This window comes from Blautia sp. HCN-1074 (assembly GCF_037890165.1).
Classification (GTDB): Bacteria; Bacillota; Clostridia; order Lachnospirales; family Lachnospiraceae; genus Blautia_A.
The window spans coordinates 95,880-112,081 of the sequence record NZ_JBBKBP010000004.1; the positions used below are offsets into that span (position 1 = coordinate 95,880).

Annotated in this window: 17 protein-coding genes; 3 read left to right on the top strand and 14 right to left on the bottom strand. The window is 40.3% G+C overall.

Annotated features, from left to right (window positions below; translation table 11 throughout):
* Positions 1-10 precede the first annotated feature (10 nt).
* Both WKT11_RS05415 and WKT11_RS05420 read left to right on the top strand, forming a co-directional pair.
* Complete coding sequence (locus tag WKT11_RS05415) at positions 11-196, top strand: hypothetical protein (RefSeq protein ID WP_195565633.1); 186 nt, start codon at positions 11-13, stop codon at positions 194-196.
* Between the two features lie 45 nt (positions 197-241).
* Positions 242-958: a hypothetical protein gene (locus WKT11_RS05420; RefSeq protein ID WP_340283080.1), complete on the top strand. Its 717-nt coding sequence runs from the start codon at positions 242-244 to the stop codon at positions 956-958.
* 514 nt (positions 959-1,472) lie between these two features.
* On the opposite strand, the gene WKT11_RS05425 is transcribed toward WKT11_RS05420, so the two are convergent.
* The 9 genes from WKT11_RS05425 to WKT11_RS05465 all read right to left on the bottom strand — a co-directional run bounded on the left by WKT11_RS05425 (position 1,473) and on the right by WKT11_RS05465 (position 7,753).
* A complete protein-coding gene (locus WKT11_RS05425) occupies positions 1,473-2,195 on the bottom strand; it encodes a Rha family transcriptional regulator (RefSeq protein WP_340283081.1) in 723 nt (240 codons plus the stop codon).
* 495 nt (positions 2,196-2,690) lie between these two features.
* Positions 2,691-2,975, bottom strand: a complete 285-nt coding sequence (locus WKT11_RS05430; protein ID WP_178703850.1) for a hypothetical protein — start codon at positions 2,973-2,975, stop codon at positions 2,691-2,693.
* A 728-nt stretch (positions 2,976-3,703) separates the two neighbouring features.
* Positions 3,704-4,000, bottom strand: coding sequence for a hypothetical protein (locus WKT11_RS05435; protein ID WP_340283086.1), 297 nt, complete (start codon positions 3,998-4,000; stop codon positions 3,704-3,706).
* Between the two features lie 79 nt (positions 4,001-4,079).
* The gene (locus WKT11_RS05440; RefSeq protein ID WP_196002465.1) at positions 4,080-4,313 is read right to left on the bottom strand and encodes a hypothetical protein; all 234 of its coding nucleotides are present in this window, start codon (positions 4,311-4,313) and stop codon (positions 4,080-4,082) included.
* 1 nt (position 4,314) lies between these two features.
* Complete coding sequence (locus tag WKT11_RS05445; RefSeq protein ID WP_340283092.1) at positions 4,315-4,515, bottom strand: hypothetical protein; 201 nt, start codon at positions 4,513-4,515, stop codon at positions 4,315-4,317.
* A gap of 134 nt (positions 4,516-4,649) precedes the next feature.
* The gene (locus WKT11_RS05450; RefSeq protein ID WP_340283094.1) at positions 4,650-4,778 is read right to left on the bottom strand and encodes a hypothetical protein; all 129 of its coding nucleotides are present in this window, start codon (positions 4,776-4,778) and stop codon (positions 4,650-4,652) included.
* Positions 4,779-5,039: 261 nt separating this feature from the next.
* Complete coding sequence (locus tag WKT11_RS05455) at positions 5,040-7,049, bottom strand: VapE domain-containing protein (protein WP_340283096.1); 2,010 nt, start codon at positions 7,047-7,049, stop codon at positions 5,040-5,042.
* A 188-nt stretch (positions 7,050-7,237) separates the two neighbouring features.
* Positions 7,238-7,540: a hypothetical protein gene (locus tag WKT11_RS05460; protein WP_300334959.1), complete on the bottom strand. Its 303-nt coding sequence runs from the start codon at positions 7,538-7,540 to the stop codon at positions 7,238-7,240.
* Between the two features lie 12 nt (positions 7,541-7,552).
* Complete coding sequence (locus WKT11_RS05465) at positions 7,553-7,753, bottom strand: DUF6462 family protein (RefSeq protein WP_340283101.1); 201 nt, start codon at positions 7,751-7,753, stop codon at positions 7,553-7,555.
* A 184-nt stretch (positions 7,754-7,937) separates the two neighbouring features.
* On the opposite strand from WKT11_RS05465, the gene WKT11_RS05470 reads away from it, so the two are divergent.
* Positions 7,938-8,618, top strand: a complete 681-nt coding sequence (locus tag WKT11_RS05470) for a helix-turn-helix domain-containing protein (protein ID WP_340283103.1) — start codon at positions 7,938-7,940, stop codon at positions 8,616-8,618.
* Between the two features lie 103 nt (positions 8,619-8,721).
* Here WKT11_RS05470 and WKT11_RS05475 read toward each other — a convergent pair whose 3' ends face one another.
* The 5 genes from WKT11_RS05475 to smc all read right to left on the bottom strand — a co-directional run bounded on the left by WKT11_RS05475 (position 8,722) and on the right by smc (position 16,132).
* Positions 8,722-8,898: a hypothetical protein gene (locus tag WKT11_RS05475; RefSeq protein ID WP_340283105.1), complete on the bottom strand. Its 177-nt coding sequence runs from the start codon at positions 8,896-8,898 to the stop codon at positions 8,722-8,724.
* Between the two features lie 106 nt (positions 8,899-9,004).
* The gene (locus WKT11_RS05480; protein WP_025576915.1) at positions 9,005-9,346 is read right to left on the bottom strand and encodes a nucleotidyltransferase domain-containing protein; all 342 of its coding nucleotides are present in this window, start codon (positions 9,344-9,346) and stop codon (positions 9,005-9,007) included.
* Between the two features lie 1,020 nt (positions 9,347-10,366).
* Positions 10,367-11,578 carry a threonine ammonia-lyase gene (ilvA, locus tag WKT11_RS05485; RefSeq protein WP_117843894.1) on the bottom strand — a complete coding sequence of 404 codons (1,212 nt, stop codon included), beginning with the start codon at positions 11,576-11,578 and terminating at the stop codon, positions 10,367-10,369.
* Between the two features lie 17 nt (positions 11,579-11,595).
* A complete protein-coding gene (ftsY, locus tag WKT11_RS05490; protein WP_117674751.1) occupies positions 11,596-12,558 on the bottom strand; it encodes a signal recognition particle-docking protein FtsY in 963 nt (320 codons plus the stop codon).
* 13 nt (positions 12,559-12,571) lie between these two features.
* On the bottom strand, positions 12,572-16,132 hold the full coding sequence (smc, locus tag WKT11_RS05495; RefSeq protein ID WP_340283110.1) for a chromosome segregation protein SMC: 3,561 nt from the start codon (positions 16,130-16,132) through the stop codon (positions 12,572-12,574).
* Positions 16,133-16,202 lie beyond the last annotated feature (70 nt).

Genomic DNA, 16,202 nt, shown 5'->3' on the forward strand with positions numbered 1-16,202 from the left:
ATGTGCTCTCATGGCAAAACGTTTATACACCTATGATGATATTATGAATCTGCCTGATTTTATCCGGGTAGAATTGATTGACGGTGTAATTCAAACAGATGACTGGACAAATCTGGAGGTTGATGAGGAAGTCTTTCAGAATCCACCATCCGAAGATCGTCACGTCACCTATCGCCTTTCCATCGTAAAAAAATAAAACAATACCTGATATTTTACTGTTCTATTTGCATAGGAGGATTCCATGAGCCTTTTCAATAAAATTAAAAGTGTTTTCAATTCATCATCCGATGATGTTCCTGATGCTCAAACCATCTATTTCAAAAATGGAGAGATGTACAAAGTATATCCCACTGATAAAGAAAGCTGGTACGATGCCAGATATCTGGTTTCAGATGGAGTAAAATATGATCTGGAGAATCTGGACGATTTAAAGCGCATTCCTGTACCAAAATTCCCAGCACATCAAAATATAATGGATGGATATGGCGTTACTGGAAATTTAGATTATGTTTTAAGGATGAAAGCCGGAAGCTTTTATAATCGCAAAGATAAAATAAGATGTTCAGCCTGTTTATGGAAATGTACTGAATTAATGTTTGCTCATCCTTTTTTATCTTGGGACGAAAGCCACTTTTACCGGATAGTACAATGGCACGTAGAAATGGGAATGTTTGACGAAGCTGACAAGGCTGAGAAATATATATATTCTGTACTTGATCATGATGCAAACTATCAGCAATTGATCAATCATATAAAAGATAATCCTGAGTACATAAAACAGCAGGAAGCATTTCATAAGAAAAATTTGATGCGTAAAGAATACTATCATATTTTTTATGAATTACCTGAACTAGCTCCCAAATCTTTTAGCGCTTATAGTAGAATGAAAAATGCTCAAACAAAAAATTTTCTCAAACTTAAAGATCAAGCAATAAAACATGGGATTTCGATAAGCTAGAACTGAATACAGTATATTTATCCAGGCAGCCAGTAGAGCGGCTGTGGTTCCCCTGATCCTGAGCCTTGACAGGAGGGGATGCTTATGAGCGATTACGAGATATTTATGATAATCCTGACAACAGCCAGCTTAATTGTATCTATCCTTACATACACACATAAGAAATAGCCGCCCTGCTCTCTGGTAAAGAATAGGCGGCTACGTCTTAAACATATATCTTGCCAGGACGGGGAACCTTGACTTCCCTTACTGGCTGTCTTGATAAGTATATTATATGCCAGTCCCCAGAATTTGTCAATTTCCATTTGCCCACACTCTCATCTGCTGCCGCTTCGCCTATTCAATTTATTGGGATCCTTCTCAGCATTTCCTTTATGTTTTCCACACCTTTCATTTCTTTGTAATAATCGTCTATTTCTCTTTATTCTACCTTACCCTATACAAATATACCCTTGCACTGTTTCCATCCATTTTCGCCTTGTTTTATGCCTGTACTCTGGGCAAATAAAACATTTCACGCCGTACACTGTAAATACCGCATAGCTTCCAGCCGATTCTTGCAGTCCTGGTAAATATCTTTGTAATTACGTCCTGCTGCCATGCCAGTTCTTAAAGTATGCGCTATCAGATGTTCCACCAATGACAGATCATCTAACTGACTTCCGGCAGCAGTTGTCTTGTCAGTGATTCCTACACTCTTATATGCCAGTCTGGTATAATTGCTGTAATAGTGATCTGCGTGAGTGCTTCCCTGCGCTCTGGCATATTCCACAAATTCCTTGATAACATCCGTCTCTGTTCTTCTGGTGATCCTCTCTTCCTGATCTGCTACCTGATAAGCAGCAGTATTCTTTTCATAAACAAGTCTTTCCATCCGATTGAACGCATCAATATACTTCCATTTCCAGGCATCTGCCTCTTTTCCAGTAAAGCCAAATGCCAGGAACACAAAGCCATCTTTATTCAACAAATACTTTTTATTATATTTTCCGGAAGCATCTTTATACTTAGATGGCTTGATGCACTGAACGCAATTTTGCGTTGAGTCATTTGCCAATAAATTCTCTATTGCTCTAATGACATCTGAATGCCTTTTTCCAAATTTCTCCGCTACCTGTAAACTATCACATACTGCCTGTTCATTTTTAAGATATACTAAATCGTCTATAACAACGCTCCTTTCCGCTCTGCAATTATTTTTCCGAGCTATATAAGCCAATACTTCAAGTTTTTTCAAGTTCTATTTCGGAAATAACTGTACTGTTATGGGGCTACATATAAAAAATCTCAACATTTCTCAACAACCATGAGTAAATATGTTATTGCTTTTCGGCTATATATGCTAAAACACCATCATAATGCTGTTTCTCACCGCTTCCTCACCGCTTTAATTCCATTTCTCACGGGTTCGTCACGGCTTTGTGCGGCTTTCCTGCGGCTTCATTATCAATAACAGGAATCCTCAAAATAATGGATGCCCCTTTTTATAACTTTTCACTGCTTCCTCACTGCTTCAATCAGACCAATACCGTAAAAATCAGTAATAACGCATGACCGTAAATGACCGTATTTCTCATAATAGGTCTTTTATTGGACCGTAGGTTCGGCAGCAGGATTTTTATTAAATACCGGCATCATCTCTTCTCTCTGTTTTATCGGCTCATTTAGCCTTTTTATTCCCTTACTCCTACAACTTTACCTTAGTTGCATTACAATTGATTTTTACTCTGTTTTATTCCTGTACTCCTTTATTTTCAGACACATTACGTCTCATCCGTTCTCCCATCTGCTGACGCTGTTCCTCTGTATACTGTTTCGGAGGAGAAATCCGGATCCAGGCTACCGGAACATGAGCACAAATACTTCCGTCCTCATTATCCGCAATAATCTGACAATCATCAGGATGTTTCTCTGACAGCTTGCGGATTACTGACTTATACCGGCCCTGAGAGAATGTTAATGTTGCTTTAGTACCATTAGTCATAAATTCAATTGCATTTTCGTTACATCCATTCATAAAAATCTCCTTTTTTGTTTTGTTCGTGTATTGTTCATGTTCGCTCTGTTCGCTCTTTGTTTACTGACTCATTAAAAGGTCATTTCTCGGGGTTCGCTCGGAGTTCGATAACATCTGAGTGCATTTTCTCGAAGTTCGTTCGAAGTTCATTTTGGAATCATGTGCCAGACTTTTAGGGACTCCGAAATCTCTGAATAGTCACCCGCGCGTTATCGTGTTACAAAATTCCCTACATTTTTTCATCTATATGCCGATAAATGTTAAGTTTTGTTAAGTTCTGCACCTCTATATCCGAAAAATATAAGGTTTTTTTAGGTTTTACCTATACATACAAAAATGTTAGCTTTTGTTAGGTTCCATGATCCTATACAGAAAAATCATGAGGTTTTCTGATGTTTCCATGGAAAGCCTCTGCCTATATGAGCCAAAATACTAAGTTTTACTAGGCAATCAAAGTACTAAAAAATACTAAGATTTCGGATATATATGCTAAAACCTTATCATTTCTTATCAGTCTGCTTCCTTACTATATCCTCTGAAACTCCACGTTTTTCCAAGATGTATTCCCTATACAGAGAAACAGACGGTTTTGACAGGTTGCCGATCCGAGAAGATGTTAATATTTGCTAATATTTTCGGCTATATATGCTGAAATCGTAGGTTTCCGTAAGTTCTCCCCTATATAGAGTGATATGCGGGGTTTTGTCAGGTTCTGCCAGCATCGTCTACTACCAATCTACTGTTTTCACCAGTAAATCAAATTCATGAAGTGCTTTCCGCTTATAACCATAAAAATCATTTTCAGTGCATGGAAGTTCACATGAATTGCTGTTTTTGAATATCTGGCGATATCCCACGCTTTCTGTAAAACTCTTTACCAGATGCGAAGCAAGAAAGTCATTTGCTCTGTTGCATGCTTCGATTACTAAAGAATAATACTGTTTATCTTTTACCATTTCTTTGAGTTCTGCTGCCCGTCCCGGCGTAATCCCATAATCTTTCAATTTCATTTTTCTGATGCTCATTGGTATAGAGTCCTCCTGTCCTGTTTGTGGTATAATAGCTTACAGAAAGACTCACCCCTTTTATACGGTCCTGCGTCAGTTACTTTGACTGATGTAGGACTTTTGCTTTGCGCTCCAGATCTGACGCAACATTGCACAAGATATCCCGGCACAACTGGCAATTATATTGCGATTCTATTTCGTGAAGATCATCTACCAGCTTTGACCAGTATGTATCATCCTGCGGATTCCCCGGCGGGTAATGTTCTCTGTATGCTCGCCAGGCAGCAGTGAATATGTCATAAATCGGCTTTAATTCCTTTGTGTTATCCACTTTACTCCTCCGGCATGATATAAACTTTTTCTCCTGCTGCATACTTTTGAAACATATCATTCAACACTTCTTTTGCACGTTCTGGACTCGCATATTCTGCAATGCCAAAATCACCCTCACAAATACGATTCTTGCTCACGCAACTGATATACGTCATTTTAAAATTTAAAACTCGTGTTTTATCCTGTGTCATAATTTTCATGATTAGTATCCTTTCCGGCGGATTACCGCCTATAATTATCGTTTCCCCTATGATTAAGTTACTCCTCTGTATATTTCACTAATTCAGCTCCAAACAAAACTGAATCAACATATATTTTTACAACGTTTCCTGCTTTATTTACAAGCTTCATAGTTACATTCAGCCCCCCTTGAATCTGATTTCACTTCATCTACTGTAAATCCTTTCAAACTTTCTAAATCAGCTACTGAATATACCGACTGTTTCTTTAATTTTTTTGACATATATTTTTCCCTTTCCGGCGGTAAACCGCCTATAAAATCCATTACAAAATCCAACTACAGACTACAACTACAATCGTTCCAAAGAGTTTAAAGGTTTCTTTATATACCCTTATATCCCTATATTATTATCTTTTATATATTTCTTTTTATAGAATGTAGTATTTGTAGAATATGTAGAAACACTTGTAAATACTGAATTTAAGCGAACTACATTCATTCTACAAACTTCACTACAATCCATAAAAACAACCGCAAAATTACTTAATCAAACGGAAGCTCCATTTGTTCTTGCTCTGAAACAACAACAAACTCAGAATTTTCAGATTCCTCTTCTGTAGTTTTCATTGCTATTTTTCTGAAGCCTCGTTGTTGTCCATATCCATCAAATTTACGTGGGGTTTTAAGCCTTTCCCATCCCGGTATTTTAGCAACGATATTATTTATTTCTGATGCCTGCCAATTTTTTGGTGGTATGGTTTCCTTTAATGCTTCGAACCATATTTCTCTAGCACACACCTGAGTTTTTCCTTCCAAATAGTCCAGAATAATTCCACGCTTGCCATCATCTGCCATATTTGCCTCTTGAAGTTCTTTAGCCTGCTGCATACAGTTTTCCGGAAGTATCAATTCTGGATCTTCGTTTTTCCAAATATGCACTGCTTCCGCCCATGCCTGTTTTATATCGTCCATAACTTCTGGTGTAAAAAGGCTCTTAGATGTTTTTGTAAAGCCTGTGTGAATAATAAGAAAACGCCTGTTTCCTGTTTCATCCTGCAAAAAATCATCTTTATTAGTGGTTCCAGCAAATACACACTGTCTATAAAACGTGTCTGCTCGCCTTTCATAAGGAATCCTGTATTTGTCCTGCGTAGCTGTCAGAAAACGCTTTACGCTCTCCACACCGCCCGCCGTCCTTGCCAATGATTTAAGCTCTGCCAGCTCAATAATCCATGATCCGGTAAGTGACTGCACTGCTTTATCTGAATCCAAACTATCCAACGAATCATTGAACCATAAATCATCCAAAGCCATCAATTTCAGAAACGTACTCTTGCCAATGCCCTGTGACCCCTGTAAAATGATTGTATAATCAAATTTACTTCCGGGTTTATACACTCTTGAAACAGCTCCTAACATCCATAAGCGCATTACCTGGTATGTATAATCAGAATCCTCTGCTCCAAGATATTCCGGCAGCAGGCTTCTTATATGCTCTTTTCCATCCCATGTAAGGGAATCCAGTAATTCTCTTACTGGGTGGAATTTATTCCGCATAGAAACATTTTTCAATGCATCTGCAAAGTCCTGTCGGCTTTTAAGCCCATAATCAGCCTGTATCAGTGAAAACAGTGCTGAATCATCATGACTACTCCATGCTCTGCAATTATTCTCATTTTCCCATGGTACACTACCATATAGGTAAGGTTGTTGTGCAAACTCATTAAGGCGGATTTTCCCGGCGAAACGGCTGTCTTTATCCATAACGATTTCAAAATTATGTACAAGCTGTTTTACGCTTTTTACATTTCCATCTTCATCATAGTTGCAGTCGAGGAATTTAAAGACTAATGCCGGACCTCCAACTACTTCGTCCTTGCTTTTTTGTGTTACAGTTCGTTTTTTACCTGTATCCTGCTTCTGATCTTGCTGAACATCTGTGCAAATGCTCTCTGTATCATCAACATTCCTTATTAAATTTTCAAATTCTTCAACAGTATGTCCCTCTTCAAAATAATCAGTTATATCTGCTTTTGGCGTATCGGGCATCGGAACAATTATCTTTACACTCTTAGAAATTCCTTTTAAATCTTTTTCAATAGCAGCTGCCAGTTTCTTCCCTGGAGCATCATTATCAGCCAGAATGACAACTTCAGCATCCGTACACAGTTCTGATACGTTCTTATTCCAATCATTAGCCCCGCCACATGAAAAAGCAGTATAGCCTTTCTTTACCAGTGTATTAACGTCCTTTTCACCCTCAGGTATAAAAATCGGTTCGTTTCTTTCAATGGCTTCTTTTATTCGTGGAACACTTCCGAATATTGCATTGAATTCCTTTTTGTTCCTTCCTTTCAAGCCATATTCAAACCGCCCATCCTTAAGTATTCCGAAAAGCATTTTCTTACCTTCAAGGCGTATTTTTGTGTAAGCATATTCGCCGTTAATAGATACGTAATTGTATACAGCCTCAATCTTTCTTTTCTCTCGGCTTTCTATGTACATTCGCCAGCATTCCTCTGCTGGCCTACTTTCACTAAATAAGTCTTCCATTTTTAATCCTGCTGCCAGTACAACACTTTCAGAGCTGCAACCCGCATGGCATTTTAATAAAGTCCTACCATTATTCCCTTGCGTAATCGTCAAACTGGCTTCCTTATCAGGATGCGCCGGACAGAGTGCTTGTACCTTTCCATTGCCATATTTCTTCACTTGAAAATGTGATAAGATTTCCTCATAGGTCAAATATTATCACCTTCCCATTCCTTCAATAATTCTCTTGCACTTTCCAGAGTTTTCAATGTATTTTCACCTCTATTCTCTAAAGTACGAATAAATTTTCGGATTTCCATCGTGTCTCCTGCTGCAGGAAGATAATATCCTCCAGGCGGAGTTGTGTTTGATAATATGACTTTGCCAGCCTTGCGTTCTGCTTCGATCTGTTTTTGAAGCATCCGAACACTGGAAAAATGGCATTTCACAGTAAGATACTCCGGTGTCAGCGCATTTTCTTTGCCCGGCAGCAGGTTTTCATATACTCCCATAGAATCACCGCCTTACTCAGAAATACTGTCTATAAAAGCATCTACTTTTGAAAAATTAATCAGATAACATTTTCCTACTTTTATTTCAGCTCCTGCCTCTTTTGCGATATTTCTCATAGTAGTTCTACCAACGCCATATCTTGCACACGCCTGTTCAATACGTCCGGCTTTGGATTCAATTCCAAATTCATTGTTTGTAATTCTTCTTTTCATAAAATTTTATTCCTTTCTACCACTTCATCATTGTCTATGTGGTTCTTTTATGATATTATTATAGCATAGATGTTAATAAAATTAACAGTATTTATGGTTCACATGTTAATTAACTTAACATTTCTAAATCATTCTAATATTGCTTAAATCATCTTTAAAATAAACAAAAATGGAGGAAATTAACATGAACATTAACATTGAATGTGGACAGCGCCTAAAAAAGTGCAGGCTTCTCTCAGGATATACCCAAGAAGCTTTAGGAAACAGAGCAAACTATAAAAAAGAAACGGTCTGTATGTTTGAAAGAGGTAAACGTAAGCTTTCTGTAGATGCAGCTAATAATTTCGCTGAAGTTTTACATGTTCGTGCAGATTATTTGCTTTGTAGAGATGATAATATTTTTCCCGAAGAAAAAACTAAATCTAATACCACTAATTATCAAAAAGCTAATTGTTTCGATACCTTACTTAATTTTTATAATTATGAACTATACGAGATACCAGAAAACGAAGATGAAGCTTCCGGAATAAGTACGCTTAATGCCCCAATGAGATTAAGCAAAGGATTTATCATAAAAAGCCCTCAAAACAAATTATTTTATTGTCCAAATAACTTATTAGATGAATTAATCGAAGATGTTATGGATTATGCTTTAATGCGGCTTGATAAACGATTATTACCCCAGTGCCATGAACCAAACGATAGCGAACTAGAGGCAGCTGGCCTAACCCCTGAAGGTGCTTATGTGCCCCCAACATTATCATTAAGGCATTTAAAAATACCTGATTTAAACTTTCTACGAGAATCTTCACATTCTTCAACCGAAAACAAAAATAATAACTCAAATGATTATACAGAAGAATAAAACACTAAAAAGCACCCAATACCAATTAAGGCGTTGAGTGCTTTTATCGTATATTCCACTATTCTATTTTCATATCTAAAAATCTTTCAACTACAAGATACACTTAACAATACTCTTGAGGCAGCAGCAGACTTGCCACTACACTCGCAATTACTGCATGTGCTGTTACTACAAAACCATTAAATACCATAGGCATCACCCTTTCTAAGAAAGTCTGGCACGCTACATGTGTAGGTGCATACAAATAAACTGCATACAAAATACTGTCTATGACGATCATAACAATGGCTAAGTCAAGTCTGCCCCCAGAGTCTTTTGCTCCCTCAAAAGTATTGTTTAATTATTATATACGATACAGTACCAAATCTTTCTGGGTTCCCTTTTCATTAGGCTGCATCAAACAGTTTCACCCCTTCCTTCTTTACATTCGCATAAAATGGGTATACATCAACCCAGTTCTGGAAATGCTGTTGGCTTTTTGCTATCGGTTTAATATCAAGGTCATGATCCATATTGAAATCAAAAGTTTCTCCTGACAATTCATGGCGATACTGTTTAATATCTATGTCTGACAAGTCCAGGAGAATCATTATATCTATATCAGAATCTGCCTTATAATCTCCCCTTGCATAGGATCCATATAAAATTACTGTCTTTAAATGACTTCCATATATCTTCCGTAATATTTCGGTATACTGATCCAACAATATTTTTATTGTTACCGGCATAATGTTTTCTCCTTTCCTGCTTCGATACTTTTTTCTTTATTATAACCGAACCACCATATCTTTTCTACTGCTTTCTCACACTGTAAATTCATATTTTTCCAGCATTTGTCACAAGATTGTCACAGACTCCTGCCAATATGCCCGGAAAAGCGCGTATTTACGGCATTCTTTCAAAATTAATATCAAGCATTTTCTCTTGACAAAGTTATTTTTTCATTCTGCCTTGTCTTCCAGAAATTTAATCTCAATTATTATAGTAACACTCACTTTAATTTGCTGTTGCAGCCATACACTCCAACCGTTATAATCAGTGCATGGGTGCTACCATACAACGGTAGGCGGTTAGTCCTTCAGCAGAGGGACTGTGACCCTCTGATTACATAGAAACCCGTACGGGAATTCACCGGAAAGGAGGGCTAAGCCAATGAGTATTTTAGATTTTATCACAGTAGTAAGCTTCGGCTTAACTTGTTTTAGTATCGGATACACATTCGGTAAAGATAATCACAAAGCACAAAAATAGCCGCCCCAGTCTGGTAAACTAAGCGGCAATTTTTGTCTAATTTTATATCGGACTAACCGTCTATCGGTAGCACTCTTTTTCTATAATCATATTATCACGCTTCCATAGAAATGTCAAAATTTTTCTTTATCTTTAATTTTTACAAGCCCTTGGTGAAATGACGCTTTTACAAGCCATCTCCCCTCAGAAGATTGCAGCATACATTCAACACCCAGCGCAGAAAAATCTTTTGTTTCGTGTGCATTTGCAGGGTTCTTAGATATTCTAAGCCGTCAGAAATCTGCGTTATGAGCAATCTGAGACACTGTCTGAGCGCAGCGAGTTTGGCTCAGATTGCTCATGCTTTTAGCAGATTTCTGACGGCTTAGAATATCTTAGGACCCGAAACCGCACACGAAACAAAAGATTTTTCTGCGCGTCCCTCTTTGAGTAAAAAAACAAACCCCAGAGTCCACATCTGAACCCCAGGGTTTCCCATTCCAATATTCACTTGTCAATTACAGACTAGGACGAATCACCTTCGGTCTGCATCCTGCATCCTCAAGCGCCTTCACAATCTCATTCTTATGATCCGTACCAAACGCCTCCAGCGTAATCTTAAGCTCCACAGCCGCATTTCTGTTCGTACTTACAAACTGGTTATGATCCAGCTTAATAACATTACCCTGTGCCTTCGCAATCACACTGGCCACACGAACCAGTTCACCCGGCTTATCCGGAATCAGAACAGACACAGTAAAGATTCTGTCTCTCTGGATCAGACCATGCTGAACAACAGAAGACATCGTGATAACGTCCATATTTCCACCACTTAAGATAGAAACAACCTTCTTACCCTTCACATCCAGATGACGAAGCGCTGCCACTGTCAGAAGACCGGAATTCTCAACAATCATCTTATGATTCTCAACCATGTCAAGGAAAGCAACGATCAGCTCATCATCCTCAATCGTGATAATATCATCCAGATTCTTCTGGATATACGGGAAAATCTTCTTTCCAGGAGTCTGTACAGCAGTACCATCAGCAATCGTATTTACATGAGGAAGAGTCACAACCTCACCCTTCTTCAGAGAAGCCTTCATACATGCTGCACCGGCCGGCTCAACACCGATTACTTTGATATGTGGATTCAAAAGTTTCGCAAGTGTGGAAACACCTGTTGCAAGTCCGCCTCCACCGATCGGAACCAGGATATAATCAACAAGTGGAAGCTCCTGAACGATTTCCATTGCGATCGTACCCTGTCCTGTTGCAACTGCCAGATCATCAAACGGATGGATAAATGTATATCCCTCTTTCTCGGCAAGCTCCAGTGCATGTGCACATGCCTCATCATATACATCGCCATGCAGAATAACCTCTGCACCATAGCTCTTTGTTCTCTCAACCTTGATCAGCGGAGTAGTTGTAGGCATAACGATCACTGCCTTTACTCCATATTTATGAGCTGCATAGGCAACACCCTGCGCATGATTTCCTGCAGATGCAGTGATCAGCCCTTTATTTCTCTCTTCATCTGAAAGTGTGCTGATCTTATAATAAGCTCCACGAACCTTGTATGCACCTGTACGCTGCATATTCTCCGGTTTCAGATAAACTTTGTTTCCTGTAAGATCACTGAAGTAGCTGCTTTTGATCAGCTTTGTTTCCTGTGTGACCTGTTTTACGATCTCTGATGCCTGTTCAAAACTCTCTAATGTAAGCATGTTGTTCCTCCATTTTTTCAGTCGTAATTTTGAGCGTCCGGGGTTTCTTTATGGTCCACATCAAACAACGCATTTACAAATGCATCTGCATCGAATTTCTGAAGATCGTCAATACTTTCTCCTACGCCAATGTACTTCACCGGTATATCAAGCTCGGACTGGATTGCAACTGCAATACCACCTTTGGCAGTTCCATCCAGCTTGGTAAGGATGATACCGTTGACATTTGCGACCTCCGCAAACTGTCTCGCCTGTGCAAGAGCATTCTGTCCGGTGGTACCATCCAGTACTACCAGTGTCTCCAGATATGCATCCGGATACTCTCTCTCCAGAATCTTGTATATTTTGCGAAGTTCTTCCATAAGGTTCTTTTTATTATGAAGACGTCCTGCTGTGTCGCACAGAAGTACGTCCGCATTTCTTGCTTTGGCAGCTGCCACCGCATCATAGATTACAGATGCCGGATCCGCGCCTGCCTGACCACCAATGATCTCTACGCCTGCGCGGTGCGCCCACTCAGTCAGCTGTTCTCCGGCTGCTGCACGAAATGTATCGGCTGCCGCAAGAACTACTTTCTTACCCTGATCCTTTAACTTGCCCGCAAGCTTTCCTACAGAGGTAGTCTTTCCAACACCATTGACACCGATCACGAGGACTACAGATTTACGATTCTCAAATTCATACTCTGTACTGTCCACGCGCATCTGATCCTTAATCTCATTGATCAGAAGCTGCTTACATTCCATCGGCTCCTTAATGCGACGCTCGGAAACCTCTTTCTTTAAATTCTCAATAATAGAAGTGGTTGCATTAATTCCGATATCTCCCATGATCAGAATCTCTTCCAGTTCTTCATAGAAGTCATCATCAATGCTGGAAAATCCACTGAAAATACTGTCAAATCCGGCTACGATATTGTCTCTGGTCTTTGTCAGTCCACTGACCAGACGTTTAAAAAAACCTTTCTTTTCTTCTGCCATGATACTCCTCCTGTTACTGGGTAAGCTGGTTCTCTACTAAGTCAACAGAAACCAGTGTCGATACCCCTTTTTCCTGCATGGTAATTCCATAAAGCCGGTCTGCGGCGTTCATAGTTCCACGTCTATGGGTTATTATAATAAATTGTGTGTTTTTCGTCAACTTCTGTAAATATCCGGCAAAACGTCCTACGTTGGAATCATCAAGCGCAGCCTCGATTTCATCCAGAAGGCAGAACGGTGACGGTTTCAGATTCTGAATTGCGAAAAGAAGAGCGATTGCTGTAAGTGCTTTCTCTCCACCGGAAAGCTGCATCATATTCTGCAGTTTCTTTCCAGGCGGCTGGGAAATGATCTTAATCCCGGCCTCCAGGATATCAGCCTCCTCATCAAGCTCCAGCGTTCCTTTTCCGCCTCCAAAAAGCTCTTTGAATGCTTTGTCAAATTCCTTCTGGATTTCGCCAAACTTCTCTGTAAACTGCTTGCGCATTCCCTCGTCAAGCTCCTGAATGATCTGTTCCAGGGTTTTCTCCGCTGTAACCAGATCCTCATACTGACCGGAAAGAAATGTGTGACGTTCCAGAAGTTCTTTGTAATCCTCTATCGCATTTACATTGACTGGTCCGAGCCTTCTGATATCATCTTTGATCTGAGCTGCCTGTTTCTTCATCTCTGAAAGGTCTGTCAGTTCCTCTTTTCTGTAAGAAAGAGCATTATTCGGGGTAATCTCATACTCTGACCACATATAAGCGATCCGTTCCTCCCTGCTCTCTTCCAGCTTCTCCATCTGCCCCTGCAGACGGTAGCATTCTTTATCCAGAAGCCCGATCTGGCCGGACAGATAATCTCTTTTCTCAAAGAATTCTTTATGCCGGGAGTTTCTGCTTTCTTTTTCTTTCTGCAGATTTTCCAGCTGTTCCTTTGACTGTCTCTCGTGCAGGTCTGATTCTTTTGCCTCTTTCTTAAGCTGTGTAATCATCTGCTGCTTCTTTTCCATCTCTTCACTGCTATGAGCAAGAGACTCATAGATTCCGTCTTTCTCGGTTTGCAGAGCCTTCACTTCTGATCTCAGTCGGCTTAAGTTTTCCTGGTCAAATTTCTCTTTCTGATCAAGGGTGGATGACTGAAGACGAATCTCTTCCAGACCTTTGGAAACCTTTCCTTCTTCCTCTTTCCACTCGTCCAGTTCTGACTGCTTTGTTTCGATAAAACTCTCCAGTTCTTTTTCATCCTGTTTAGAACTTTCCAGTTCCTGCGTGATTCGTTCGTGATCCTGTCTGATCTCCATAACCTGGCGTTTGATTTCTGCCTGGTCTCTGTTAATCTGATCATATCCACTTCGGATTTCTTCTGCCTTTTTCTCCTGCTGTTTAATATTCATTCTGGCAGTATTCTGCTCGATATATTTCTGGCGGAGTTTCTCCTGAAATTCTGCAATCGTGTCACGGATCATATTTCTCTGATTACGATTTTCTTCAATCGCTTTCTGCATTTCCGCAAGATTATTCTTCAGCTGGCTTACTTTTGTTTCCAGCTCTTCGATCTCACGACGTCTTCCAAGCAGGTTGCTGTTATTTCTGAACGCACCACCTGTCATGGAACCACCCGGACTTAAGGATTCACCCTCTGTGGTAACCATTCTCAGACTGTGTCTGTATTTCCTTCCAATTATAATCGCATGGTCAATATTGTCAACTACCAGCACTCTTCCGAGAAGAAACTTCGTAATCTGCTGATACTGTGGCGCTGTGGTCACAAGTTCACTGGCAATACCGATAACGCCCGGCTCTCTCAGTGCCTCTCTCGGGGTAAATTCTCCTCTTGGACTGATACTGCTCATAGGCAGGAAGGTAGCACGTCCATAACGGTTCTTCTTCAGAAACTCAATCAGTGTTTTCGCCGTCTGTTCATTGTCTGTAACAATGTTCTGGATGCTTCCGCCCAATGCAGTCTCAATCGCGATCTCATAATCTTTGTTTACCTGGATCAGATCCGCAACAACGCCCTGGATTCCCGGAACCCGCTCTTTCTGTTCCATGACTCTTCGGATACTGTTTCCATAACCATCATAGCGCTCTGTGATATTCTTAAGTGATTCCAGACGGGAAGCCTCTCTGTGATATGCAGTCTGCCCCATTTCCATCTGAGCGTTCTGTTCTTTCAGTTTCCCCTGAATCTGTTCCGCGCTCTGACTGAGATGTTCACATTCCTCATTCATAGACTGAATCTGCTCTGTGATCTCGTCATATTGTTTCTGCGCTTTGGAAAGAATCGTCTGCTGCTCTTCCTCTTCACTTTTTAATCTGAGGATTCGCTGGCTGATCTCCGCTTTACGGATATCCGCCTGCTCCATCATTGCGTCAAATCTCTGAGCCTTGCCTTTTGTGTTTGCACGGCTGTTGAGTATTTCAATGATTTCATTCTTACCATCCTCCACTTCCTGCGTACAGGCCTCGATGTTCTCCTGCGCTGTCTTTAACTTCTCTTCTTCCTCAGAAAGTTTCGTGCGGACTGTCTTTAACTGCGCATAAATATCTGCTCTCTCTTCTTCCAGTTTTTTCTGCGAAGAAGTTCTTACGGAAAGTTCCTCCTCAATCGTCTGAAGGCGTCCCTTGTAATGCTCCTCATTCTGCGCACCTGCAAGGATCTGCTCATTTAATACATTTACCTGGCCTTCCAGCTGCTGTTTATGAATTGCCTGTTCCTGACCGGAAATACGCAGTGCATCCATTTTTTCATTTAAATCTTCCAGTTCCTGTTCCAGACGCTCATATTCAACCTTCGTCTGATCATAGGATTTCTGGGTATCTTTTAACTGATTCTGTGCGATAGCAAGTTTCTCTTCCAGTTCTTTCAGCGCCTGTGCCGTATTCGCAAACTCCATCAGGAACATATTTACATCCAGTTCTTTCAGCGTTTCCCTTTTTGCAAGGTAAATTCTGGCTGTCTCAGACTGCTTCTCCAACGGTCCCAGCTGTCTGGTAAGTTCTGAAAGGATGTCGGTCACTCGCACCAGATTCTGACGTTCTTCCTCCAGCTTCTTGATCGTGGTATTCTTTCTTCTTTTAAATTTAACAATACCTGCTGCCTCATCAAAAAGCTCTCTTCGTTCTTCCGGCTTTCCGCTTAAGATCCTGTCGATCTGGCCCTGTCCGATAATCGAATAACCTTCTTTGCCAATACCGGTATCATAGAACATCTCGTTGATATCCTTCAATCGGCAGGCACTTCCATTGATCTTATATTCACTCTCACCGGAACGGTAAAGTCTTCTGGTAACTGTAACTTCATTAAAATCAACCGGGAGTTTATGATCGGAATTGTCCAGCGTGATAGCCACCGACGCATAGCTTAAAGGTTTCCTTGTCTCTGTACCGGAGAAAATAACATCCTGCATATTTCCTCCTCGTAAAGACTTGGCACTCTGTTCACCCAGAACCCATCTCACCGCATCGCCAACATTGCTCTTCCCACTTCCATTCGGGCCTACAATGCCGGTAATTCCATTATGAAATTCAAAATTGATCTTCTGGGCAAACGATTTAAACCCCTGTACCTCTATATTCTTTAAATACATAATTCTCCTGTATATTATTACTGCTCACTTCGTGTGTTACTGTTCACTCCGTGCACAGTAACTTTCGCGT

Excerpts from the sequence above, each read along its gene's own strand:
- WKT11_RS05415 (WP_195565633.1), top strand. The coding sequence starts at position 11 with ATGGCAAAACGTTTATACACCTATGATGATATTATGAATCTGCCTGAT.
- WKT11_RS05420 (WP_340283080.1), top strand. The coding sequence starts at position 242 with ATGAGCCTTTTCAATAAAATTAAAAGTGTTTTCAATTCATCATCCGAT.
- WKT11_RS05430 (WP_178703850.1), bottom strand. The coding sequence starts at position 2,975 with ATGAATGGATGTAACGAAAATGCAATTGAATTTATGACTAATGGTACT.
- WKT11_RS05435 (WP_340283086.1), bottom strand. The coding sequence starts at position 4,000 with ATGAGCATCAGAAAAATGAAATTGAAAGATTATGGGATTACGCCGGGA.
- WKT11_RS05445 (WP_340283092.1), bottom strand. The coding sequence starts at position 4,515 with ATGAAAATTATGACACAGGATAAAACACGAGTTTTAAATTTTAAAATG.
- WKT11_RS05450 (WP_340283094.1), bottom strand. The coding sequence starts at position 4,778 with ATGTCAAAAAAATTAAAGAAACAGTCGGTATATTCAGTAGCTGATTTA.
- WKT11_RS05455 (WP_340283096.1), bottom strand. The coding sequence starts at position 7,049 with ATGGAAGACTTATTTAGTGAAAGTAGGCCAGCAGAGGAATGCTGGCGA.
- WKT11_RS05460 (WP_300334959.1), bottom strand. The coding sequence starts at position 7,540 with ATGGGAGTATATGAAAACCTGCTGCCGGGCAAAGAAAATGCGCTGACA.
- WKT11_RS05465 (WP_340283101.1), bottom strand. The coding sequence starts at position 7,753 with ATGAAAAGAAGAATTACAAACAATGAATTTGGAATTGAATCCAAAGCC.
- WKT11_RS05470 (WP_340283103.1), top strand. The coding sequence starts at position 7,938 with ATGAACATTAACATTGAATGTGGACAGCGCCTAAAAAAGTGCAGGCTT.
- WKT11_RS05475 (WP_340283105.1), bottom strand. The coding sequence starts at position 8,898 with ATGATCGTCATAGACAGTATTTTGTATGCAGTTTATTTGTATGCACCT.
- WKT11_RS05480 (WP_025576915.1), bottom strand. The coding sequence starts at position 9,346 with ATGCCGGTAACAATAAAAATATTGTTGGATCAGTATACCGAAATATTA.
- ilvA (WP_117843894.1), bottom strand. The coding sequence starts at position 11,578 with ATGCTTACATTAGAGAGTTTTGAACAGGCATCAGAGATCGTAAAACAG.
- ftsY (WP_117674751.1), bottom strand. The coding sequence starts at position 12,558 with ATGGCAGAAGAAAAGAAAGGTTTTTTTAAACGTCTGGTCAGTGGACTG.
- smc (WP_340283110.1), bottom strand. The coding sequence starts at position 16,132 with ATGTATTTAAAGAATATAGAGGTACAGGGGTTTAAATCGTTTGCCCAG.